The 20,926-nt window shown below is 70.6% G+C and carries 19 protein-coding genes and 1 pseudogene; 15 read left to right on the top strand and 5 right to left on the bottom strand.

The annotated features are described in order from the left end of the window. The first annotated feature begins 181 nt into the window (after window positions 1-181). The 3 genes and pseudogenes from ACFVTF_RS04960 (at window position 182) to ACFVTF_RS04970 (ending at window position 1,847) form a co-directional block, all read left to right on the top strand. Window positions 182-811, top strand: a complete 630-nt coding sequence (locus tag ACFVTF_RS04960; protein ID WP_387809080.1) for an isochorismatase family protein — start codon at window positions 182-184, stop codon at window positions 809-811. Between the two features lie 142 nt (window positions 812-953). Continuing rightward, a pseudogene (locus ACFVTF_RS04965) lies at window positions 954-1,268 on the top strand (hypothetical protein); the annotation flags it as partial. 96 nt (window positions 1,269-1,364) lie between these two features. Then, on the top strand, window positions 1,365-1,847 hold the full coding sequence (locus ACFVTF_RS04970; RefSeq protein WP_387809589.1) for a DUF4240 domain-containing protein: 483 nt from the start codon (window positions 1,365-1,367) through the stop codon (window positions 1,845-1,847). A gap of 112 nt (window positions 1,848-1,959) precedes the next feature. Here ACFVTF_RS04970 and ACFVTF_RS04975 read toward each other — a convergent pair whose 3' ends face one another. After that, window positions 1,960-2,841, bottom strand: coding sequence for an SDR family oxidoreductase (locus tag ACFVTF_RS04975; protein ID WP_387809082.1), 882 nt, complete (start codon window positions 2,839-2,841; stop codon window positions 1,960-1,962). A gap of 84 nt (window positions 2,842-2,925) precedes the next feature. Here ACFVTF_RS04975 and ACFVTF_RS04980 point away from each other — a divergent pair, with 84 nt between their 5' ends. The 3 genes from ACFVTF_RS04980 to ACFVTF_RS04990 all read left to right on the top strand — a co-directional run bounded on the left by ACFVTF_RS04980 (window position 2,926) and on the right by ACFVTF_RS04990 (window position 5,380). Further along, window positions 2,926-3,507: a TetR/AcrR family transcriptional regulator gene (locus ACFVTF_RS04980; RefSeq protein WP_387809084.1), complete on the top strand. Its 582-nt coding sequence runs from the start codon at window positions 2,926-2,928 to the stop codon at window positions 3,505-3,507. Window positions 3,508-3,779: 272 nt separating this feature from the next. Next, complete coding sequence (locus ACFVTF_RS04985; RefSeq protein WP_387809087.1) at window positions 3,780-4,343, top strand: DoxX family protein; 564 nt, start codon at window positions 3,780-3,782, stop codon at window positions 4,341-4,343. A 113-nt stretch (window positions 4,344-4,456) separates the two neighbouring features. Then, complete coding sequence (locus ACFVTF_RS04990; protein WP_387809090.1) at window positions 4,457-5,380, top strand: phosphotransferase family protein; 924 nt, start codon at window positions 4,457-4,459, stop codon at window positions 5,378-5,380. Window positions 5,381-5,418: 38 nt separating this feature from the next. Here the strand turns inward: ACFVTF_RS04990 and ACFVTF_RS04995 are convergent, their stop codons facing one another. Continuing rightward, a complete protein-coding gene (locus ACFVTF_RS04995) occupies window positions 5,419-6,621 on the bottom strand; it encodes an FAD-dependent monooxygenase (protein ID WP_387809092.1) in 1,203 nt (400 codons plus the stop codon). A 168-nt stretch (window positions 6,622-6,789) separates the two neighbouring features. Here ACFVTF_RS04995 and ACFVTF_RS05000 point away from each other — a divergent pair, with 168 nt between their 5' ends. From ACFVTF_RS05000 to ACFVTF_RS05035, 8 genes are all read left to right on the top strand, one after another. After that, on the top strand, window positions 6,790-7,302 hold the full coding sequence (locus tag ACFVTF_RS05000) for a MarR family winged helix-turn-helix transcriptional regulator (RefSeq protein ID WP_387809094.1): 513 nt from the start codon (window positions 6,790-6,792) through the stop codon (window positions 7,300-7,302). Between the two features lie 114 nt (window positions 7,303-7,416). After that, a complete protein-coding gene (locus tag ACFVTF_RS05005) occupies window positions 7,417-7,980 on the top strand; it encodes a hypothetical protein (protein WP_387809097.1) in 564 nt (187 codons plus the stop codon). A gap of 277 nt (window positions 7,981-8,257) precedes the next feature. After that, window positions 8,258-8,704 carry a nitroreductase family deazaflavin-dependent oxidoreductase gene (locus ACFVTF_RS05010; protein ID WP_331743243.1) on the top strand — a complete coding sequence of 149 codons (447 nt, stop codon included), beginning with the start codon at window positions 8,258-8,260 and terminating at the stop codon, window positions 8,702-8,704. 164 nt (window positions 8,705-8,868) lie between these two features. Then, window positions 8,869-9,150, top strand: coding sequence for a hypothetical protein (locus ACFVTF_RS05015; RefSeq protein WP_331743240.1), 282 nt, complete (start codon window positions 8,869-8,871; stop codon window positions 9,148-9,150). 508 nt (window positions 9,151-9,658) lie between these two features. Further along, complete coding sequence (locus ACFVTF_RS05020; RefSeq protein WP_387809101.1) at window positions 9,659-9,790, top strand: hypothetical protein; 132 nt, start codon at window positions 9,659-9,661, stop codon at window positions 9,788-9,790. Between the two features lie 252 nt (window positions 9,791-10,042). Then, window positions 10,043-11,386 carry an FG-GAP repeat domain-containing protein gene (locus ACFVTF_RS05025; protein WP_387809104.1) on the top strand — a complete coding sequence of 448 codons (1,344 nt, stop codon included), beginning with the start codon at window positions 10,043-10,045 and terminating at the stop codon, window positions 11,384-11,386. 56 nt (window positions 11,387-11,442) lie between these two features. Continuing rightward, window positions 11,443-12,783 (top strand): FG-GAP-like repeat-containing protein, encoded by a 1,341-nt coding sequence (locus tag ACFVTF_RS05030; protein ID WP_387809106.1) that lies wholly within the window; start codon window positions 11,443-11,445, stop codon window positions 12,781-12,783. Between the two features lie 453 nt (window positions 12,784-13,236). Further along, complete coding sequence (locus ACFVTF_RS05035) at window positions 13,237-16,107, top strand: trypsin-like serine protease (protein WP_387809109.1); 2,871 nt, start codon at window positions 13,237-13,239, stop codon at window positions 16,105-16,107. Window positions 16,108-16,273: 166 nt separating this feature from the next. Here ACFVTF_RS05035 and fabV read toward each other — a convergent pair whose 3' ends face one another. Beyond that, on the bottom strand, window positions 16,274-17,488 hold the full coding sequence (gene fabV, locus ACFVTF_RS05040) for an enoyl-[acyl-carrier-protein] reductase FabV (RefSeq protein WP_387809111.1): 1,215 nt from the start codon (window positions 17,486-17,488) through the stop codon (window positions 16,274-16,276). A gap of 307 nt (window positions 17,489-17,795) precedes the next feature. Between fabV and ACFVTF_RS05045 the strand changes: the two genes are divergently transcribed. After that, window positions 17,796-18,740, top strand: coding sequence for an alpha/beta fold hydrolase (locus ACFVTF_RS05045; protein ID WP_387809114.1), 945 nt, complete (start codon window positions 17,796-17,798; stop codon window positions 18,738-18,740). 67 nt (window positions 18,741-18,807) lie between these two features. Here ACFVTF_RS05045 and ACFVTF_RS05050 read toward each other — a convergent pair whose 3' ends face one another. Both ACFVTF_RS05050 and ACFVTF_RS05055 read right to left on the bottom strand, forming a co-directional pair. Beyond that, window positions 18,808-19,731, bottom strand: a complete 924-nt coding sequence (locus tag ACFVTF_RS05050; protein WP_387809117.1) for an MBL fold metallo-hydrolase — start codon at window positions 19,729-19,731, stop codon at window positions 18,808-18,810. Between the two features lie 217 nt (window positions 19,732-19,948). Then, window positions 19,949-20,875: a LysR substrate-binding domain-containing protein gene (locus ACFVTF_RS05055; RefSeq protein WP_387809592.1), complete on the bottom strand. Its 927-nt coding sequence runs from the start codon at window positions 20,873-20,875 to the stop codon at window positions 19,949-19,951. Window positions 20,876-20,926: the final 51 nt, after the last annotated feature.

The following is a 20,926-nucleotide window of genomic DNA, read 5'->3' on the forward strand; positions in this document are numbered from 1 at the left end:
CTTTAGTCGCCCGCCCGGTGGGCTCGGGCGGCACCCCAGGAGGTTCCGGCGCCTCGCCCTGACCAGTGCTTGCGCCCCGGGGGGCAGGGGTATAGCGTCGAAGTAGTCACTAATCTTGACTATCAAGATTAGTGACTACTAGCCGCCAACGGAGCCGTGGTCCAACCCGAAGGAGCGCACGATGAGCGAGCACAGCAAGTTCCTGGAGCCGATCACCCGGGAGAACGCCGCCGTGGTCCTGGTCGACCACCAGGTCGGCCTGCTGTCCGGAGTCCGGGACATCCCGCTCGGCGAGCTGAAGCACAACGTGGTCGCGCTGGCGCGCGCGGCGACCGTGCTCGGCATCCCCCTGGTCGTCACCACCACCGCGGCCGACAGCATGTGGGGGCCCACCACCCCGGAACTGGTCCAGGCCCTGCCGGCCGGACAGCGGATCATCGACCGCAGCACGGTCAACGCCTGGCACGACGGCCCGGTCCGCGAGGCCATCGAGGCCACCGGACGGCAGAAGCTGATCTTCGCCGGAGTGTCCCTGGAGGTGTGCGCGGCGCTGCCCGCGATCGCCGCGACGGCCGCCGGACACCACGCGTACGTCGCCGTGGACGCCTCCGGCACCTTCAGCCAGGCCAAGCGCGAGGCGGGACTGCTGCGCATGCAGCAGGCGGGCGTCACCGTCTCCGACTACGCCACCCTCATGGTCGAAGCCCTGGCCGACAACGCCGCCCCCGAGGCCGGCGACCTCTACGCCGCCCTCGACATGCCCTTCGCCGTCCTGGTCGGCCAGATCTCGGCGGCCGCCCGCCCCGCGTGACGGCCGGCGCACTCACCCGACCCGGCCGTCACCGACCCGCGCCACCGGGGGGGGGGATGCGCCTCGCCCCGTCGCCTGTCAGTGCCGGCTGGCATGCTGCCGGGCAGAAGAGGACGGCAACAAGTGGCAAGGGCTGTGTGCGATGGGTCTTGAAGGCGGGGTCTGGCGTCTGGTGCGCCGGGAAGAGCTGGTGGGCGAGATCGTGGTCGAGGAGGCGGACTTCCCGTGGCTCCACGGGCGCTTCGTGCCGGGAACGGCGTTCCCCGCCGTCCAGCCGCTCTTCGCCCGTTCGCTCGCGCTGTCCGAGGCGGAGGACTGGGAGGCCTTCGACGACGCGTACGAGGAGATCACGAGCACCGTGTCGATGCTCTCGCCCTCGGGCCCGGTCGCCGAGTTCCTGCTGCACATCCAGGACGACAGGGCCTGGTTCCGGTGGAGTGACGAGCCGTTCGAGGACGCGGACGGGCAGGGCGGAGGCGAGGCGGGCAGCGCCGGACCGTCCGCGGGAAGCGACGTCGACGTCGACCCCGGCCTCGGCCTCGACCTGCCGGTGATGACGTGGGAGCGGTTCTGGCAGTTGATCGAGATCGTCGGGGGTGGGGCCGGTATCGAGACGTGCGCGCAGCTCGAAACCGGCTGCGCCCGCCTGACCGAAGTTCTCGCCTGCGAACCGCTGGGCCAGATCATCGGCTTCGGCGAGCGTCTCGCCGAGGCGCTGCACCGCCTGGACCAGGAGCAGTTCGGGACGCTGCCGATCACCGGCGCGGTGCTGCCCGACGGCTCGCCGTTCCCTCAGTCGAGCGACCACTTCCTGTACACGCGAGCTGCGGTCGTGGCTGCGGGCCGCGACGTGTACGAGAGCATGTTCCACGATCCCGACCGGTTCGCTCCGTTCACCGCGCGGCAGTGCGAACCGCTGCTCTACGTGCACGAGGAGGCGTTCGAGCTCGTGACCGGGACGGAGTGGGACCGCCTCACCCGCTACGACTACGAGTCCTGCTCGAACGCGGACGGCTGGCCCGAGCTCCGCGGCTGAGCACCGACCGTCGCAGAGCACCGTTGACGGCAGAGCCGGCCCCGCTCGGCGGGCGACGAGCGGGGCCGGTCCCCTGGCGGCCGCCGGTCCGTCCGGCAGGCAGGCAGGCAGCTCAGGCTTCGATGTTCTCCAGGTCCGCGAGCAGGCCCGGGTGCGCCGGCTTCCAGCCGAGGGCAGTGCGGGTGTGAGCGCTGGAGGCAGGCTGGTCGGCCGCGAAGATCGGGCCGAGGGGACCGAAACTCTCCTGCGGCACCGGCCCGACCGGAAGGCCGAGCCGCCGTCCGATGACCGCGGCGATGTCGCGTACCGCGTCGCCTTCGTCGTCGACGGCGTGCCACGCGGATCCGGCCGGGGCCTTCTCCAGGGCGAGCCGGAACAGGACGGCGGCGTCGAGCGCGTGGACGGCGGGCCAGCGCTGCGCGCCGTCTCCGGGGTAGCCGGAGACGCCGGTGCCGCGGGCGATGTTGGTCAGCAGCCCGGCGAACCCGCCCTGGCCCCGGTTGTGGACCGTGCGCGGCAGCCGTACCGCCGAGCTGCGCACGCCTTGTGAGGCGAGTGCGAGTGTGCGGTTCACCGACAGGCTGCGTCCGCTGACGGGTCCGTCCAGCGGCAGCGGGTCCTCCTCGGTCGAGGCGCGTCCCACCACGAGGGGCGTGCCGGACGCGGTGACGAGCGGCCTGTTCGTGCCGACGAGGGTGTCGCCGAGGGCCGCGAGTGCGGCGCTCTCCTCGGCGATGCCCCGCGCGAGTGCGTCGGGCGAGCTGAAGTCGTTGCTGAAGGCGAGGTGGATGACGCCGTCCGCCTGTTCCGCGCCGGTCCGCAGCACGTCGAGGTCGGCGAGCCCGCCGCGGAGCACGTCGGCGCCGGCGGCTTTCGCGGTGGCTGCGGAGGCGTCGGATCGGGAGAGGGCGGTGACCAGGTGGCCTGTGGTGAGCAGTTCGGCGACGACGGCAGAGCCGATCAGGCCGGTGCCGCCGGTGATGAAGACGCGCATGGTGAGCTCCGAGGAGTGATGCGACTGTTGTCCCATCACTGTACGACGCGATGCGACACTTGTCCCGTCATCTAGACTGGCAATATGCCGCGATGGAAACCCGATGCCCGACAACGCCTGGTCGTGGCTGCGCTGAGCCTGTTCGCCGAGCAGGGCTACGACGAGACGACCGTCGCTCAGATCACCGAGCGGGCCGGGCTCACGCGAAGCACCTTCTTCCGCCACTTCACCGACAAGCGCGAGATCCTCACCATGGGGCAGTCGGTGCTCAGCCGCCTGCTGGCCGAGGGCATCGACGGCGCCCCTGCGGACGCGACGCCGATGACGGCCGTCGCGGCCGGACTCGAACGCGCATCGGGCGAGATGACGTCGTTCAACCGCGAGCTCAGCCCGCTGCTGCACGCGGCGATCGAGGCGAACGCGGAGTTGCAGGCGCGCAACGTGCTGAAGTGCATCGGCATGGCCACGGCGATGGCCGACGCGCTGAAGCGGCGGAACGTCGCAGAGCCCACGGCGCAGGTGGCCGCCGAACTCGGCGTCCTCGCGTTCAGGCTCGGCTACGCCCGGTGGACCGATCCCAGCCAGGACGAGGACCCCGGCGGGCTGGCGCCCCACACGCGAGCCGCGTTCGACGAACTCCGCGCGGCGGCCGCCGATCTCCGCTGAGCTCCGTATCAGCCGCTACGAGGAGTCCTGCCGCCGGTCGTTGCCGCGTAGAGTGGACACAGAGAGTGCTGGATCACGGCTTCCCTCTTCGGAGGGTTATCGGTGAGACGCACGGATGCCTCCGGTGAGGCGGTGCCGGTCCGGCCGTTCCTGGACTTGGTCGACGGCGGCGCGAGTCGCGCCCGGCCGATCTGATCTGTGCGTCGACGCCTCGTCTCGGGAGAGGCGATCCCGCTCGCGGCGGTGACGGCGCGCGGGAGGAGACCTTCGCCATGAAACCGACCGCCGAGCGGCTGCGGACCTCCGTCCGCAGTACCGCTCCGACCTCCACGCATCCGCCGCCGGTGTCCGCCGCCGACGTCGGCCTGCTGGTGCTCCGGCTGGCCGGCCTGCTGCTGGCCGGCCACGGTGCCCAGAAACTCTTCGGACTGTTCGGCGGCGCCGGGCTGAGTGCCACCGGCAAGGGCTTCGAGGCCCTGGGCTACCGGCCCGGCGTCCTCTTCGCCACGCTGGGAGGCGCCTCGGAGCTGGGCGGCGGCCTGGGCCTCGCCCTCGGGCTGTTCACCCCGCTGGCCGCCGCCGCCGTGATCGGGGTGATGATCAACGCGATGTCCGTCAGCTCGGGCAGCGGCCTGTGGGCCGACAACGGCGGCATGGAGTACCCGTTGTGCCTGGCGCTGATCGCGATCGCGGTCTCCGCCATCGGACCCGGACGCCTGGCGCTGGACCGTCCGTTCCGATGGGGCCAGGGCGGGTGGTGGAGCGCGGCCGTCGCCCTGGGGATGGGCGGCATCGGCGCGGGCATCGTGCTGTCCCTGCAAGGGGTGACCCTGTAGGTGTGTTCGGTGAGCGGTCGGGCCGCGGCCGTCCGTCGGCGTGGCGGTGATCGTGAGTACGCATCGCGGGAAAGTCCGGTGCGTCGATGAACTGTCAGCCCTAGCATGCGGGGGTGAACCTCTCGCATCTCGGTGTGCCGATCGGGCCGATGATCCGCGTCCACGGCGGGTTCGCCAACCGGATGTACCGGCTCGACACCGACCAAGGATCCTTTGCGGTCAAGGAGTTGAACCTCGTCGACCGCCGCTGGGCCTATCGCGCCGAGGACGTGTTCAGCTTCGAGCGGGCGGCCTTCGCCGCCGGCATCCCGATGCCGGAGCCGATCTCGGCCGACGACCACACACTCGTCCACCGATGGGTCGAGGGAGAGAAGGTGCCGGAAGCACCGGTGCCGACGGCGTACGCGTTCGAGATCGGGGAGATCCTCGCGCGCATCCACGCGCTCGACGTCGCGTGGACCCGCGCGCCGGCCGAGGAACCGATCTCGCGGGACTGGCCCGAGCTCGCCGCGCGGGCGGCGGCGACCGGACAGCCGTGGGCCGACGAACTCGCCGCTCACGTCGAGACGTTCCTCGCGATCGCCCACTTCGTCGACACCTGCGACCGGCCCGGCCCCGCCGTGCTGACCCACAGGGACGTCCAGCCGTGGAACCTGCTCGCCCGAGAGGGCCGACCGGTGGTGCTCGACTGGGAACTCTCGGGAATGCTCGACCTCTCCGGTGAGCTCGGCTCGACCGCGCTCAGCCTCGCGAAGGGGTCCGGCTTCGACGCCATCGAGCCCGCCGTCTTCCGCTCGGTCCTCGACGGCTACGTCGCGGGAGGCGGCAGGCTGCCGCCGTCAGGTCCGAGCTGGTTCGTGTTCATGATCGGCGGCTGGCTGGGGCACACGAGGTGGAACATCCTCCGCTGCCTCGCCGGCGTCGAGGCGAGCACCGGCCCCGACCTCGCGCTGTCCCACGAGTCCGCGCGCAACGGCGTGCGCGGCCTCCCCGACCTGTTCGGCCGGCTCCCTGAGCTGGAGACGCTGCTCGTGTGACAGCGGCCCGCGTCCGTGCTCGGTACGCGCGGGCGCGCTCATCCGGCGTGGTCGTAGTCCGGCAGGACCACGTCGTTGTGGGCGGCGCGTTTCCCCGTTACCGCCGGGTCGGCCGGGCCGGCGCGCAGGGCCGCGTTGCGGGCGTCGAGCAGGTCCTGGGTGCCGGGGATGAGGTCGGTGCCGCCGGAGGTGGCCAGTGCCTGGTTCCGCTCCACGAAGGGGCGCGCCCTGCGCTCGTAGGCCGCGAAGGCGGCCGCGTGGTCGGCGTGGGAGGCCAGTTCTCCGGCCAGGAGGTAGGCGCCGACCAGCGAGACGCTGGAGCCCTGGCCGGACAGGAACGAGGTCGCGTGGGCCGCGTCACCGGCGAGGGCGACGCGGCCGCGGGACCAGGTGGGCATGTGGATCTGGCTGACGACGTCGAAGAACAGGTCGTCGGCCTCGCGCATCGCGTCCACCAGGCGCGGGACGTGCCAGCTGCGCTCGGGGAACGCGGCGGCGACGAGTTCGCGCTGCGCCTGAGGGTCCCGGAAGGCGTCGAAGGGGATGTCCTCCCGCTTGAGGATGAGGAACCCGTGCACGCGGTCGGCGGGTTCGTGGGCGTAGAGGACGGCCGCCCGGCCGGGCGAGTTCCAGGTGACCGCTTCGTGGGCGAGGCCCAGGTCGTTCGCGAGGGTGAAACCGGCGAAGACGTGGCCGAGGTAGCGGTGGAACGCGTCCTCGGGGCCGAAGGCCAGCCCGCGGGTGTGGGAGTGCAGACCGTCGGTGCCGATCACCAGGTCGAAGGTGCGGTGGGCGCCGCTGTCGAAGGTGACGTCGACGTGGTCCGCGCGGTCGTCCAGGGTGGCGATGGAGTCGCCGAAGAGGAATTCGACCCGGTGGCGGAGCGGAGCGTAGAGGGCGCTCGCCAGGTCGCCGCGCCGTACTTCCAGGTCCAGGCCCGCGGCGCCGCCGGTGACGGATTCGGGGGCGACGGAGCAGATGGGCGCCCCGTCCGCGTCCACGAACGAGAGCCTGCGGGTGTCCACGTGGGCCTCGCGCAGTCGCGGGAGCAGCCCCATGCGGTCGACGACCTCGCGGGCGGCGCCGCGGATGTCGACGGCGTACCCGCCGCCCCGGAGGGCTGACGCCCGTTCGACGACGGTGACGTCGAAGCCGTAGCGGTCGAGCCAGTAGGCGAGGGCGGGGCCGGCGATGCTCGCGCCCGAGATGAGGACCTTGCGGTTCGCGGAGTGGTTGTTCACGGTGTGCGCTCCTCCCGGCGGCGCATCCCGGCGGTCGCCTCCTGGCGGTCACACCGAAGATGCGTACCTTAGGTATCTTTATGGACGGCACAGCGCACCCGCGGAGAGCGGGCGCAACCCAAGGATATAGATACCTAAGTTAGGTATTCAAGTGGAGGTGGTGATCCGATGACCGCGGACTCGCCGGACGACCCCGGCACGGACGAGCAGGCGGCAGCCGTCTGGGCGGCCCTGCCCCGGCTGGCCCAGCTGAGCAACGCCATGACCCGCGGCCGCCTGGCCGAACGGGCGGCCGAGGCGGCAGGGCTCGATCTGGACCGCCCCGCACTGAGCGCGCTCATGACCCTGCACAGGGCGGACCGGCCGCTGCGCATCGGGGAGATCGCCGAACGGATGCAGGTGGTCGGCCCGCACGTCACGCGACAGGTCCAGGCGCTGGAGCGGCGCGGCCTCGTCCAGCGCGTCGGCGACCCGCACGACCGGCGTGCCAGCCTCGTCGAGGCGACCGCTGAAGGGGCGAGGGCCGCGAACGCCTACACGGCGTCCATGATCGGCTGGTTCGCGGACGCCACAGCGCACTGGTCGGACCAGGACCGCGGAGACCTGGGCCGCCTGCTCGTGAAGCTGGCCGACGACGTCATCGCCCGCCTGGCCCTCCTCGACGACGACGGCGGCAGATGACGGCACCTGAACGGTCAGGGCGGCACCTCGAAAACCCGTCCCACCCCGCCTCGTTCGGGTGAAACCTCTGTGGCAGCCGGCATCGGAGGGCCCGGACGGCGACATCATGCCTCCATGATCACTTCACATCCCCGACCTGCCCGACGGGTGCGTGCGGGCGCCGCCGCCCTCGCCGCCCTCGGTGCGCTCGCCCTCACCGCCACGACTGCCGCCGCCGCTCCCGCCGCTCCCGCGCCACGCCAGGCCGCCCCGTCCACGCGTGCGGTCGCCGAGCCGCACTGCGGCGAATGGGTCGACTTCAACAGCAACGAGGACCGCCGGATGAAGAGCTGGCTCTGTCTCTACGACAGCGGGGACGGGGGGATCTACCCGACGCTGTGGACCGAATGCGGCTGGTGGAAGATCATCGGCTGGGCGGACCCGCCGAACGGCTGCCGCATCTGGGAGCCCAGCTCCTACGAGATCACCTTCCCGGACGGCACCAAGACCAAGGACGCGGTCTTCCCCGGCGCCTCCGGCAAGAACAGCGCCGCGAGCAACGGCAGCACCTACCCCTGTCAGAACGGCACCTGGAAGCTGTGGTCCTACTACGGCGTCCAGATGAAGGACATCCTCGGCAACTGGGGCAGCAGCGTGGCCGCCACCCACGAGGCCACCTTCAACGTCACCTGCCCCTGACCCGGAATCCGCCGAGGGTCCGGCCTGGTCCGGACCCTCGGCGCCGGGCGGTTCCCGATCGTGCCCCGAACCGGCCGCCGCAGCCGCACCGTTGAGTGTCGATCGCCGCCGGTCCCGTTCGGCCCTGTCCGCGGTGGCACGCCCCGCCGTTGCGTCGCCTCCTATCGGGCGGCGGCCTCGTGGTGAATCATGGAGGCGGCCGAACGGAGCGAGGGCCTCGGGGCGGATGACACAAGGTCGGCCGTCGGCGGTCCTCATCGAGTGGGATGGGAACAGCATGCCTCTTAGCGGCGAATACCAGCCGAGCCCGGAGCAGTGGGTCAGCGACCAGGTCGCGTTGTACGAGAGCTCCGGGGGCACCGAGGGCACGACGCTGCGGGGCGTGCCGGTGGTCGTCCTCACCAGCCTGGGGGCCAAGAGCGGCAAGATCCGCAAGAACCCGCTGATGCGGGTGGAGCACGAGGGGACGTACGCGCTGGTGGCCTCGCAGGGCGGCGCGCCCAAGAACCCCACCTGGTACCACAACCTGGTCGCCCACCCGCAGGTCGAGCTCCAGGACGGCGCCGTGCGCCAGGACATGACGGCGCGCGAGGTCGAGGGCGCGGAGCGGGAGCTGTGGTGGTCGCGCGCGGTCGAGGTCTGGCCGGACTACGCCGAGTACCAGACGAAGACGGACCGGGTGATCCCCGTCTTCGTGCTGGAACCGGAGACCGCCGGCCGTTGACCCCGAAGGGCTCGGGCGGGACCTCCGGGCCCCGCCCGAGCCCTTCGTCCTGCCACGCCGAACCGCCGGGCGGTCCCGGAAGAGCTGGGCGGTCAGCAGCTTGGCCACCGCCCGTTCCCCGGGCAGTTCCCCGTTCGGACGCCGTCCCGGCTATCGTGTCGGGCATGACGTACCGCGTGCAGTACACCGTCGAGGCGAGGACGACGATCGACGCCCTGCCCGCCGAACGTCGCGATCTGCTGGAGCGTGCACTGGGTGTTCTCGCCCGCGACCCGTACCACAAGACGGCGACGGCACCGATCGGCCCCGACGAGCACCTGCGCAAGGCTTACGCCGCGCCCGGTGTCGTGGTGGAGTTCATGGTCGCCGACCATGTCCTGGTCGTCGTCGTGCTCCAGATCTTCGACGAGCTCCAGTACCTGATCGACGAGACCGACGCCCGCTGAACGGTCCCGAAGCGTCGGCCCCCGGCCACGCTCGGGCCGACCTCGGTCAGTGCGGTCTTCGGCCCGACCGCGTTGCGTGACCTCCCGCTGCCGGCCCATGTCTGCATATCCCAGCCTTCGCCGCGCGGCCAAGGTGTCAACGCCTCGGCCGTGAGCATCTGCCGGGCACCCGAGCACTGATGAACAGTCAGATAGCTTGCTGATTCTGCCGATCGCACGTTCAGGGTCACAGTCCGAACCGTCACCGGCAGCATTCCGGAACATCGATCGCCCTGCAGCCGCATGCGTCGGCCCGTGGCGATGGGCGTCCGTATCCGACCGCGGTGGACGGCTTGGGCCAAGTCCGGTTCAGGCCAGCACGGACCCCTAGTTGGGGCACTGACCGACGGGCAGGATCGTACCCAACGGCAGCGACAAGCAGCCGATAGGGAACCGGGACAGCGTCACCGCGGGACGCACCGGCTCCGGACCACCCCCTGTTGTGCGTGTGTCCCGAAGGAGCCCTGCCATGATCCGCACCCGCATCGCGAAGGCCGCCGCGGTCGCCGCCCTCGTCTCCCCGCCCGTCTCCTCGCTCGTCACCGCCACCCCGCTTCAGACGCCGCCCCTGGTGAGCATCGACGCCATGTTCTGGCAGTAGCAGGCCACTTCGGGACCACCCGCACGTCACCGGCCCGGGCACGGCGCCCGTCGCCGTGACGGCTCCGCGCGGCCTGGGCGGTCGTCATACCTGGGCGTTCTCACTCTGCTCACACGTGTTGCCCGCCGGGCTTGTCCACACCCTGCCCGGTGCACGGTCGAAGGCGAATTCCCTCAGTGCCCTCGAGACCTGTCGTGGCCCAGACCTCTGGCGACGACACATCCGACCTGCGAACGAAGGAAACGTTTCAGCATGAAGAAGACTGTGCGCAGCGCCCTGCAACTTCTCGCGGTGAGTGGGGTCCTGGCCGGCGCGACGATGGTGGCGACGAGCCCCGCGCACGCAACGTTGCCCGACGTGTCCTGCGGCACCGTCACCTCCGCCGACACCACCGCCGCCGCCCAACTGAACCAACAGCTCACCGGCAGCCTGCGGAACGCGATGAACGCGTACCGGATGTCCTGCGCCCGGGCCATCGTCAACACCGTGCGGGCCAACGGACTGCCGCAGCAGGCCGAGGTCATCGCGATCACCACGGCGATCGTGGAATCCACCCTGCGGAACAACCCGAACATGGAGGACCACGACAGCGTCGGCCTGTTCCAGCAGCGGGCCTCGTGGGGCACCACCGCGCAGCGGCTCGACCCGGCGACGACGACCCGCAAGTTCATCAGCGCGATGCTCTCGACCTATCCGAACAACTCGTGGCAGGGCAAGCCGGTCGGCGAGGTCTGCCAAGGCGTCCAGCAGTCGGCCTATCCCGGCCTCTACCAGGGTCAGGTGGCCGACGCGCAGAAGATCGTCAACGCCATCGGCCAGAGCCCCGCTGTTCCGGTGGGGATGACGGGTTTTGCTTCGGCTGACTTCAACGGTGACGGGAAGACCGATCTGGCGGCGGTGGACGCGGCGACGGGGAAGATGTACCTGTACCCGGGCACTGGTGTCGGTACGTTCGGTGAGCGGAGTCTGATCGGTACCGGCTGGGACACGGTCAGCAATGTGACGCCGGGTGATTTCAACGGCGACGGGAAGATCGATCTCGCCGCGGTGAACACCGCCAACGGGAATCTGTACGTCTATCCGGGCAATGGCGCCGGTGCGTTCGGTACGCCGTGGTTGGCAGGCACCGGCTGGAACAACCTGGACCACCTCATGGCTGGCGACTTCAACGGTGACGGGAAGTCGGACATCGCCGCGGTCGGCGTCGCCGACGGGAACCTGTACGTCTATCCGGGGAACGGTGCTGGCTCCTTCGCAGCGCCGATCAATGCCGGTACCGGTTGGAACACCTTGGGCAAGTTCGCCAGTGGTGACTTCAATGCTGACGGGAAGTCGGACATCGCGGCGGTCGGTGTCGCTGACGGGAATCTGTACGTCTATCCGGGCAATGGTGCCGGTTCGTTCGCGGCGCCGGTCAATGCCGGTACCGGCTGGAACATCATGCGTGACCTCATCGGCGGCGACTTCAACGCCGACGGCAAGACCGACATCGCCGCCGTCCAGGCTCCGCAAGGCTCCACCGGTGACATGTACTTCTACCCCGGCACCGGCCAGAACACCTTCGGAAACCGCACCAGCATCGGCACCGGCTGGTAGCCGCCCCCCAACTCAGTAGTCGGCACACACCACTTACCAGATCGAGGTAGACAGCCATGCCCAAGAACAGCCGATTCCGCCGCGCGTCCGTTCTCGTCCCGTTAATCGCCGCCATGGCCGCCGTGGGCCTGACCGCGCCGCCCGCCCAGGCCGGCTCCTCCATCGGAGGCCCCGTCAACCGATCCGAGATCCTGCAGCGCGCCCAGTACTGGGACGACCAGAACGTCCAGTACAACCAGGGCGCGACGTACGGGGACGGCGACGGCCACACCTACCGCACCGACTGTTCAGGGTTCATCTCGATGGCCTGGCACCTGTCGTCCACCGGGCTCGGCTCGCCGACCACCAACAGCCTCGACAGCCGATCGCTGAGCACGCGCATCAGCAAGAGTGAACTCCGCCCCGGCGACGCGCTGGACAACATCAGCGACCACGTCGTGCTCTTCGTGAGGTGGAACAACCAGGCGACCGGGGACTTCACCTACATCCACCAGTCGAACCCGAGGACCGACGTGACCTACGGGAACGGGAACGTCTACAGCGGAAACATCTCGAGCTACCCGGCAAGCAGCTACGTGGCCCTCCGTCTCAACAAGGTCGTCGAGGACAACACCACGCCTCCGCCGGCGACTCCGGTGGGGATGACGGGTTTTGCGTCGGCTGACTTCAATGGTGACGGGAAGACCGATCTGGCGGCGGTGGACGCGGCGACGGGGAAGATGTACCTGTACCCGGGTACCGGTGTCGGTACGTTCGGTGAGCGGAGTCTGATCGGTACCGGTTGGAACACGGTGAGCAATGTGACGCCGGGCGACTTCAACGGCGATGGGAAGATGGACATCGCCGCGGTGAACACCGCCAACGGGAATCTGTACGTCTATCCGGGCAATGGCGCCGGTGCGTTCGGTACGCCGTGGTTGGCAGGCACCGGCTGGAACAACCTGGACCACCTCATGGCCGGTGATTTCAACGGTGACGGGAAGTCGGACATCGCGGCGGTCGGTGTCGCCGACGGGAATCTGTACGTCTATCCGGGGAACGGTGCCGGTTCGTTCGCGGCGCCGATCAATGCCGGTACCGGCTGGAACACCCTGGGCAAGTTCGCCAGTGGTGACTTCAACGGTGACGGGAAGTCGGACATCGCGGCGGTCGGTGTCGCCGATGGGAATCTGTACGTCTATCCGGGCAATGGCGCCGGTTCGTTCGCGGCGCCGATCAATGCCGGTACCGGCTGGAACATCATGCGTGACCTCATCGGTGGCGACTTCAACGCCGACGGCAAGACCGACATCGCCGCCGTCCAGGCTCCTCAAGGATCCACCGGCGACATGTACTTCTACCCCGGCACCGGCCAGAACACCTTCGGCAACCGCGCCAACATCGGCACCGACTGGTAGACCCCGGGTGACACACCCGCTCTGACGCGAGAACCCGCCCGGGGCCCGGGGCGGGTTCTCGCGTCAGAGGCGCACTGCTTCGACACGACCGTCGGCTGACTGGATGCCGCCGCAGTCACCGGCGGGGCGTGGCAGGACCGTTGGGACACCCTCCGGTTGTTCTCGGCCGACCCTTACCTGCTCTGAACTGCGCGTTCACCCCCGCCCGTAGGCACGGGTGAGAGGGCGCCGAGGCGCCCCGCGGTTTCGAGTTCCGGGGAGTTCCCGTTGGTCCAGCACATCGAAGATCCGGCCCGCCGCAGGGGCAGGTGGCGAAGGCCGCTCGTGGCCTTCGCCACCGCGACCGCCGTCGTGGGAGTGCTCGCGGCTCCCGGCATCGCGCCCGTGGCGAACTCCTTCGGGAGTCCTTCACCCTTCTTGTCCTGGCAGCAACTGATGGCCATTCAGGGCCAGATGAACGAGACGGCTTCGGCCGTGGAGCAGGTGTCGGGTCAGATCGGCGGCCAGGCCCTCGCCGGCGTGGTCGCCGCCCCCGAGACGAAGCACCTCACGGTCTACTGGCACGGCGAGTTGGCCCCCGAGGTCCGGGCGGTCGTCGGGCACAGCCCGGTGCGTGTCGACGTGAAGTCGGCGCCGCACAGTGCGCAGGACCTGAAGGACGCCTCGCGCGAGGTGACGCGCCTCGCCGGTTCCGCCGGAGTGCGGATCACCGACGTGGCGATGCCGCAGGACGGGAGCGGCCTCACCGCGACCGTGGTGGGCGGCGAGGACGAAGCGCAGCGGCTGCGGCGGGCGGTGGCGTCCGTGAGCGTTCCGGTGACGGTCGAATCGAACGGCACGGAGTCGATCAGCCTCGGCGAGCCCTCGCGCCGGAGCGATCCGGGTGCCGGCGGCGCGCAGATCATCGCACCGTTCTGCAGCACGGCGTTCGCGATCCAGTACCGCGGCGAGGACGCCATGCTCACCGCGGACCACTGCTTCATGCCGAACAACGAGACCAACGTCCGGTACGGCGTGGATGATTCGGGCCGACAGGGGCCGGCGATCGGCACCCGGATCTCGCCCCACATCGTCCGCCAGGACGAGAGCGGGCCCGTCTACCTCGACGCGGCCGTCATCAAGCCGTCTTCGAACATCACGATGGACCAGCAGATCTGGACGGGCGGCGCGGCCGACCAGTCCAGCACCTCGCAGACCAAGAAATGGGTGAGCGCCGCGCAGGTGGCCCACGAGGGGAACTGGATCTGCAACGAGGGCGCCCGATCGGGCGAGATCTGCAACATCCAGGTCACCACCAAGGTGACCGACTACTACGCCAAGGGCCCCGACAACCTGGGCGGCGACGTCGATCACCACTACATGTACGGCTGGAAGGCCCTCAAGCAGTTCACCGCCGCCGACAACTCGTCCATCGCGGCCCGCCGGGGTGACAGCGGAGGCCCCGTCGTCCTGGGCGGCGGCCCGGGCCTGCCGGGGTCGCCGCCCAACATCACGGCCCTGGGCATCGTCTCGGCCACCACGGGCGGAACGTGGGACTGCAAGACACCGGGGAAGACGATGGCGACCACCTGCGCGGGCGGCATCATGTTCGTCGGCCTGGAGGACGCCCTCCCCATGCTCGGCGCCAAGATCGGCGTTCGCGACTGGAGCACCGGGCACCTGAGCTGGGAGGACTTCGGCAGCGGCGGCGGGGGAGTGGTGATGGGCTCCGACCCCAAGCCGCACGAGCACGACGAACTGGTCGACGGCAACGGTACGGCGATGGCCTACGACCTGCCGAGCGGGCGGCTCGTCGGCACCCAGCCCGGTGACCCGCGGGCCGACTGGGAACTCCTCCAGACGACGGACGGCGGCTGGATGTTCCGGAACCTGGCCGCACCCAACGAGTACCTCGGCCAGTCCGCCGACGTCGGACTCCAGATGTCGGACTGGGAAGGCGGCCACTGGTACTTCCACCTCCAGATCAAGGGCGGGAACTGCCTCGCCCTGTGGCCCGGTGCGAGCGTGCCGAACAGCATCGCGACACCCGGCAACGCCCCGTGCGACCACAACGACGAGAACCAGCTCTTCAAACTGGTGCCGGTCGGCGACGAGGACGCGGACCTGCCGAGCACGCCCGGCTCCCCTCCCGCGGGCAGCCTGCACCTGCCGTCCCAGCAGCCGCCGGTGAAGCCCTCCGGTCCTTCCGTGGACGCGGCCTACTCCTTCCTCGCCCAGCGCCTCGACGCCCACGGCACCGGCAGCACGCTGCGCGTGCCCCGCAGCTACCAGGGCGGGCACTTCGAGGACCCGAAGCTGTTCGGCCCGGACGGCTTCCAGGCCTCCTTCACGTACGACAACGCGCTCGTCATCACCGCGTTCCTGCAACGCGGCGGAAGCGACGACGTCGCCCACGCCACGGCGCTCGGCGACAGCCTGCTGTACGCCCAGGCCCACGACGTCACCCCGGACGGCCGCATCCGCGCCTCCTACGAGCCGGACCCCTTCGTCAAGACCCCCTCCGGCGAGCCGTACGTCGGCGGGTTCTCCGTCTACACCGGGAACATGGCCTGGGCCGGCATGGCGCTCACCCGGCTCTACCGGGTGACCGGCCAACAGCGCTTCCTGGACGGGGCGTTGAAGGCCGCCAACTGGATCCAGAACAACACCGCGGACACCCGCGGCGCCGGCGGCTACACCGGCGGCCTGCGCAACGACGACGGCACCGGCCAGACGATGGTCCCGCTCACCTGGAAGGCCACGGAGCACAACATCGACACCGGCGCCTTCTTCGCCATGCTCGCCGGCGTCACCGGCGACGCGGGCTGGGCGCAGCGCTCCACCAACGCCTTCCGGTTCGTGAAGTCCATGCAGGCCGCCAACGGCCACCTGTGGACGGGCACCGGCCTGGACGGGGTGACCACCAACGACGACGTCGAGCCGGAGGACGTGCAGACCTGGAGCTACCTGGCCACCCTCGACCCGTCCTACGCGCCCGCCGTCGACTGGGCGGCCGGGCGGATGGCGGCCACCGACGGCCCGTACAGCGGGGTGGGCTTCAGCGGCAAGGACACCAGCGGCGTCTGGTTCGAGGGCACCGCCCACCTGCTGGCCGCCTACCAGGTCCGCCGCGCGGACGGCGACGCCGCAAAGGCGGCGGTCCTGATGGCGACCCTGCAGAAGGCCCAGAGCGGCGCGGCCAACACGGACGGCAAGGGCATCGTCGCCGCCTCGCACGACGGCCTGGACACCGGGGAGGGCGACTTCTACTACTCCTCCCTCCACACCGGGGCGACCGCCTGGTACGTGATCGCCGCGCGGGGCGGGAACCCCTTCCGTCTGTGACCGGCAGTCGCGGACGCCGCGCCGACGGCGGCCGCGACTGAATCGGCCTCGGTGCCGTTCCGTCGGCCCGCTTCCGCCGCTGTGGGGCGGTTGCCATACGAGTGGGGCTCCGGTCGGTGGCCGGAGCCCCACTCATATGTCCTCGGTGGCGTTCCTCCGGGCCGGGTCAGGAGGTGGGGTCAGGCCAGGGGATGTCGATGGCCACCGCAGCGGTGTAGTCGACGCCCGGCACGGAGAATCCGTACAGGCGTTGGACTTCGGCGCGGAACCAGTCGAGGTCGGCGAGGCTCGCGATGGTGTCGGTGGTGGCGGCCTCCCATCGTTCGGCGACGGCCGCCTGGACGTCGTCGGTGAGTTCCCAGGTGTCCAGGCGGATCCGGCCTTCGTCGTCCAGGGCGAGCGGGGCGGTACCGGTGAGCTGGTCCCACAGGGCGCCGAGCTGGCGGATCGGCGGGACCAGGTCTTCTCCGAGGACACCGCGCAACAGGCCCGTGTACAGGGCGATGCCCGGGATGGCGGTGGAGGACTGGGTGACGGCGGCGCCGTTGACGGAGGTCACGGCCCGCCCTCCCACCGTCTTGTCGAGCCGCTCGTTCAGGGTGCGGGCGGTGGCCTCCAGGTGCGCCTTGGCAGCGCCGATGGTGCCCTGCCGGTAGATCGCCGCTGTCAGCGGCGAGCCGATGTACGACAGCGCGGCGGTGGTGAAGCCGTCGGCCAGCAGGTCTCGGCCGGCGAGGTGGTCGATCCAGCGTTCCCAGTCGGCGCCGCCCATCACGGCCACGGTCTGCTCGACGTCGTCTCCTTCGGCCGGCCCGGTCTCGACTTCGTGGACCTCGGGAACGTCCTGGTCGTCGAAGCGGAGGGTCTTGGTGCGGTTCGCCTGGCCGATCGGCTTGAGGACGGAGGAGTAGGTGGTGCCGGTGTCGGGGTCAGTGCGGCGGGGCGCAGCCACCGAGTAGATCAGGTAGTCCAGCCTGCCGCCGAAACGCTGCTCGATGAGGTCGCCGACTTGGTTCTTCATCGTGTCGGAGAACGCGTCGCCGTTGAGGAAGACCATGTCCCGCCCGGCGGTGCGGGCGATGTCAGCGGTGGCGGCGGTGCGGTACCAGCCGGCCGTGGCGGTACGCCGTTCGGTGGGGGCCTTCTCGAAGGACACCGCGATCCCGCGAATGCCTGCGCGCTTGAGCCCGGCGAGGGTGGCCGCGAGGCCGTATCCGGCGGAGGAGCCGATGACCAGCGCCACCGGCCCGGCGCCCTCCGGCAGGCCGGCAGGGGCGGGGCAGGCCTGCCACATGTTGGCCACCAACTGCCGGCAGCCCACCGGATGAGAGTCGAGGAAGAGGAAGCCCCGGTTGCGGGGGGTGAGAACGCGCTCGTACACGATGGCAGTCCTTGGGTCGGCCGGGACAAGGATGCGGCGACCACCTGGGCCACCGCATCGGTGCAAGTCTGCGACAGCACGGACACACGCAGGGATCCCCGTCGAGGACAACGATCACAAGCCGATCTTGGAGTGTTGCCACACTGCCGGCCCAGCCGGCACGGGTGTGGGCGGCGATCACCACGCCGCCATGTCCGGCCGGCGAAGGCCGAGATCTCGGATGGCGTACCTGGCCGACCACTTCTTGAAGCCCGCGAACTATTCAGTATTTTACCAGAATGGTGATGGAAAGTCATATTCATTGTAGATGTGGAAAATTGGCAATTCGTTCGCTATGTTGGCGCCCATGACTGCTGGTGCTGAATTAATTGTCGAATCCGGTGAATTGCGCCTGTGGACCGAACGGGTCGGCAACCCGAACGACCCGGCGGTCCTGCTGGTGATGGGGACCGCCGCACCCGGCATCGGATGGCCGGACGAGCTGGTGGATGTGCTGGTCGCCGGCGGTCGCCAGGTCATCCGCTACGACCACCGGGACACCGGGCGCTCCACCTGCCTGGACTTCGCCACCCACCCCTACACGCTGGCGGACATGGCCGCCGATGCGACGGCCGTGCTCGACGGCCACGGAGTCGCCGCCGCGCACATCGTCGGGGCGTCCCTGGGCGGCGCGATCGGCCAGTGGCTGGCCGTGCACCGCCCTGAACGCGTACTGACTCTGACCGCGATGATGACCGGCCCGATGGGCCACAGCGCGGGCCCGGCCTGGGCGCGCGCCATGGCCGGCCAGGCACCCGACCCCGGCGACCTGCCGCCACCCACGGCACGCCTCCTGACGCACCTCGCACAACGGGCCGCTCTCCCGCAGGGGACTCGCGACGAGTACGTCACGGCGAACCTGGAGACGTGGCGAGTGCTCAACGGCGACGTCCTTCCCTTCGACGAGCCTGCCGCCCGCCGCTTCGTCGAAGCCTCCTTCGACCGGACCGGCAACCACGGCGCGGCCCTCAACCACGATCTGGCCGGACGTCACATGACCGAAGACCGCCTGGCTCCGCTGTCCTCGATCAAGGCCCCGACACTGGTCATGCACGGCACGGAAGATCCCCTGCGTCCGCTACCGCATGGCCCTGCCCTCGCCGACGAAATCCCTCACTCCCGATTCCAGCCGATTCCCGGAATGGGGCACACACTGTTCTCCCCCGGACTTCCCCGGCAGATCGGCGAGATCATTCGCGAGCACACCGCGTAGCGAGCGGAACGTCGGGCGGGCAGCCCTCGCGTGCGTGTGTCAGGCGAGGAACACGGGACGGCGGCGGTCAGTCGGCGACGGGTCGCCAGGCGGGGCCGTCACCGTCGAGGTGGACCCGGCCGAACACCACGTCCGCGAAGTGGACGCCGAAGCCGATCGTGCCCGGTCGGGCCAACTCGGCGACCAGGCGCCGGCGTTCCTGCGCGGCCCGGTCGGGGTCGAGGTCGGCGGCGGCCGACCATTCGGGGTGGTCCACCTGGACCGGTGAGTGCATGGCGTCGCCGAAGGCGATCAGCCGCTCGCCGCCCCCGGTGATGACGTAGGAGGCGTGCCCGGCGGTGTGGCCGGGGGTGAGCAGCACGTGCACGCCGGGGAAGATCTCGTCGCCGTCGAGGACGGTGCGCACCTGTGGTGCCATGGCCCGGAGGATGTCGTCGGTGATGCCGCGCGCCGCCAGGAGGTGGCGGTGGGCCCATTCGGGTGCGGCGACCAGGAGGTCGCGGCCGGCGAACGCGGGCAGGTCGCGGTCCGGGGCGGGGTCCGGGGCGGGGTGCCAGGCCCAGCCGATGTGGTCGAGGTGCAGGTGGGTGATGGCGACGGCCTCGATCGTGGCCGGCGGACGGCCCAGTGCGGCCAGGTTGTCGAGCAGCGCACCGCCGTGGATGGCCCCGCGCGGATTGCCCGGCTGGGCCGGGATCGACTGCGGGCCGAAGCCTGCGTCGATCAGCAGTGCACGGTCGCCGTGCTCCACCAGCAGCGGGCCGATGCCCGCCGCCAGGTTGCCGGAGTCGTCGAGGTACTCGGGGTGGGCGGCCCAGTCCTCGTCCGTGCTGCGGGGGAACCAGCCGCGCGCGCTGAGTTCGACCGCCCCGTCCGGCACGTAGGTCACTTTCGTGTCGCCGAGTCGCAGTGATCGTGTCACCGCCGGGCGCCGCAGCCGCTCGGCCGACGGCATCCGGTCCCTGGCCTGTTCCGTCGTGGTGTTCGTCATGGTCGCTCTCCTGGTGCGTGGAGGTGAAGGCGCGCTCGGTCGGTGTCGGTCCGACGTGGCGCCGGCCCGGTGGCGGGTGTGCCGGGCAGGCCACGGCCCGCGGATCGAGCGGGGAACCGTGGTCGGCGGTACCGGCCGCATCGGCGGCGGTGACCGGCGGTGTCCAGTTCACTCCGGTGGGAGCTCGCGATCCAGCAGCACTTCGAGTGCGTGACGATCACGAATCGCGATCGTCGCGCGCCGCCTCCCGGCAGGCCTCCAGCAGCAGGCGCACGCGCTCGGGGGCGGTGGCGCCGTGCACCGCCAACACGGTGGGCAGGGAGAGCGCCGCCTCGGCGCTCCGCGCCCCGGCCGGGGCGCGCACCGGCAGGAACGCCACCTGACCGCCGCGCAGCTGCTGGGCGTGCGCCGCGTACACCACCGTCCAGCCGGCAACACCCGCGCCCAGTGCCGCAAGCGTGTCCTGGAGAGAGCTGTGCGGTGGTCCGGGCACGGGCTCGAACCCGGCGTCCCGGCAGGCAGCCGTGACCAGATCGACCAGCGGCGGGTTGCTCCGGCGTTCCGTCAGGTGAAGCGGTAGCGCCGAGAGCCGGGCGAGGTCGACCGCGTCCGCCCCGGCCAGCGGATGGCGGGCCGGCAGGGCGACCACGAGTTCCTCCTGCCACACCGGGATCAGCCGCACGCCTTGCGGCGCCGCCACCTCCCCGCGCACGAAGGCCGCGTCCCACTCCCGGTCGGCGACCCGCCGCAGGCGCTCCTCCGGCGCCGCCGACGCCAACTCCACCCGGGTGCCGGGCGCGTTTCGCTCCAGCGCCGCCAGCACCCGTTCCAACCGCACGCCCATGCCCCGGCTCGTGCCGATACGCAGCACGGCCTTCCGCTCGGCGACGAAGCCGCCGACCAGGCCCAGGGCCCGTTGTTCGGCCGCCAACACCTCACGGGCGCCGGGCAGGAACGCCGCCCCCGCGGCGGTCAGCCGCACGCGGCGCGCCGAGCGGTCGAACAGCTCGACGCCCAGCTCACGTTCCAGCCGGCCGATCTGCTGGCTGACGGCCGACTGCACGATCATCAACCGCTCGGCTGCGCGACCGAAGTGCAACTCCTCCGCCACCGCGACGAAGTACCGCAACTGACGAAATTCCATGACCTTGACCGGGTTGGGAGCAGGGCACCGCCAGGCTACGGCAAGCGCCGG

The sequence above is a fragment of the Kitasatospora sp. NPDC057940 genome (assembly GCF_042887425.1).
Taxonomy (GTDB): Bacteria; Actinomycetota; Actinomycetes; order Streptomycetales; family Streptomycetaceae; genus Kitasatospora.

Coding starts and splice junctions, on each gene's coding strand:
- ACFVTF_RS05050 (WP_387809117.1), bottom strand. CDS start 19,731: ATGACGAACACCACGACGGAACAGGCCAGGGACCGGATGCCGTCGGCC.
- ACFVTF_RS05020 (WP_387809101.1), top strand. CDS start 9,659: ATGATCCGCACCCGCATCGCGAAGGCCGCCGCGGTCGCCGCCCTCGTC.
- ACFVTF_RS05000 (WP_387809094.1), top strand. CDS start 6,790: ATGACCGCGGACTCGCCGGACGACCCCGGCACGGACGAGCAGGCGGCA.
- ACFVTF_RS05005 (WP_387809097.1), top strand. CDS start 7,417: ATGATCACTTCACATCCCCGACCTGCCCGACGGGTGCGTGCGGGCGCC.
- ACFVTF_RS05025 (WP_387809104.1), top strand. CDS start 10,043: ATGAAGAAGACTGTGCGCAGCGCCCTGCAACTTCTCGCGGTGAGTGGG.
- ACFVTF_RS05015 (WP_331743240.1), top strand. CDS start 8,869: ATGACGTACCGCGTGCAGTACACCGTCGAGGCGAGGACGACGATCGAC.
- ACFVTF_RS04970 (WP_387809589.1), top strand. CDS start 1,365: ATGACGTGGGAGCGGTTCTGGCAGTTGATCGAGATCGTCGGGGGTGGG.
- ACFVTF_RS04960 (WP_387809080.1), top strand. CDS start 182: ATGAGCGAGCACAGCAAGTTCCTGGAGCCGATCACCCGGGAGAACGCC.
- ACFVTF_RS04975 (WP_387809082.1), bottom strand. CDS start 2,841: ATGCGCGTCTTCATCACCGGCGGCACCGGCCTGATCGGCTCTGCCGTC.
- ACFVTF_RS05035 (WP_387809109.1), top strand. CDS start 13,237: ATGAACGAGACGGCTTCGGCCGTGGAGCAGGTGTCGGGTCAGATCGGC.
- ACFVTF_RS05045 (WP_387809114.1), top strand. CDS start 17,796: ATGTGGAAAATTGGCAATTCGTTCGCTATGTTGGCGCCCATGACTGCT.
- ACFVTF_RS05030 (WP_387809106.1), top strand. CDS start 11,443: ATGCCCAAGAACAGCCGATTCCGCCGCGCGTCCGTTCTCGTCCCGTTA.
- ACFVTF_RS05055 (WP_387809592.1), bottom strand. CDS start 20,875: ATGGAATTTCGTCAGTTGCGGTACTTCGTCGCGGTGGCGGAGGAGTTG.
- ACFVTF_RS04985 (WP_387809087.1), top strand. CDS start 3,780: ATGAAACCGACCGCCGAGCGGCTGCGGACCTCCGTCCGCAGTACCGCT.
- ACFVTF_RS04980 (WP_387809084.1), top strand. CDS start 2,926: ATGCCGCGATGGAAACCCGATGCCCGACAACGCCTGGTCGTGGCTGCG.
- ACFVTF_RS05010 (WP_331743243.1), top strand. CDS start 8,258: ATGCCTCTTAGCGGCGAATACCAGCCGAGCCCGGAGCAGTGGGTCAGC.